Origin of the sequence: Streptococcus oralis (assembly GCF_004127215.1) — a bacterium.
In the GTDB taxonomy this organism is placed as follows: Bacteria; Bacillota; Bacilli; order Lactobacillales; family Streptococcaceae; genus Streptococcus; species Streptococcus oralis_BD.
This window is the reverse complement of record NZ_QEWJ01000038.1, coordinates 1-511: the sequence shown is the minus strand read 5'-3', so window position 1 is coordinate 511 and position 511 is coordinate 1. Positions and strand designations below refer to the sequence as shown.

1 protein-coding gene is annotated in these 511 nt (G+C 40.3%); it reads right to left on the bottom strand.

What is annotated here, in order from left to right; all coding sequences use genetic code 11:
* Window positions 1-511: E domain-containing protein (locus DF216_RS10360; protein ID WP_206280074.1), on the bottom strand; the 511-nt coding region annotated here is incomplete at both ends.

The following is a 511-nucleotide window of genomic DNA, read 5'->3' as shown; positions in this document are numbered from 1 at the left end:
TCTTCTTTATCTACAATCGGATCGCCATCGACTGGACCGTATTTTGTCACGTCATCCACTGGTGGTGTTACAACTTTATCAGTATCTGGGTTTTTAACTCCAGGTTTACCTGGTACATCCTCTTTGCTACCTTTCGGTGCGTTTGGATCGAATTCATCTTTGTGACCTTGTGGTACTTCTTCGCCACCATAATGTACGATTTCATCCACTGGATCTTTTGTGATTTCTTCTGTTGGTGTACCTTTATCCACTACTTCGTCTGTTAATGGATTTTTCGTTGTTGGTGTTGTGATTGTTTTTTCTCCATTTTCACCTTTTTGGACAACTTTTTCTTCTCCAGCTTTTAAGTTTGGATCAAATTCACGTTTTGTTTCATACGGAATCTCTTCTTTATCTACAATCGGATCGCCATCGACTGGACCGTATTTTGTTACGTCATCCACTGGTGGTGTTACAACTTTATCAGTATCTGGGTTTTTAACTCCAGGTTTACCTGGTACATCCTCTTTGC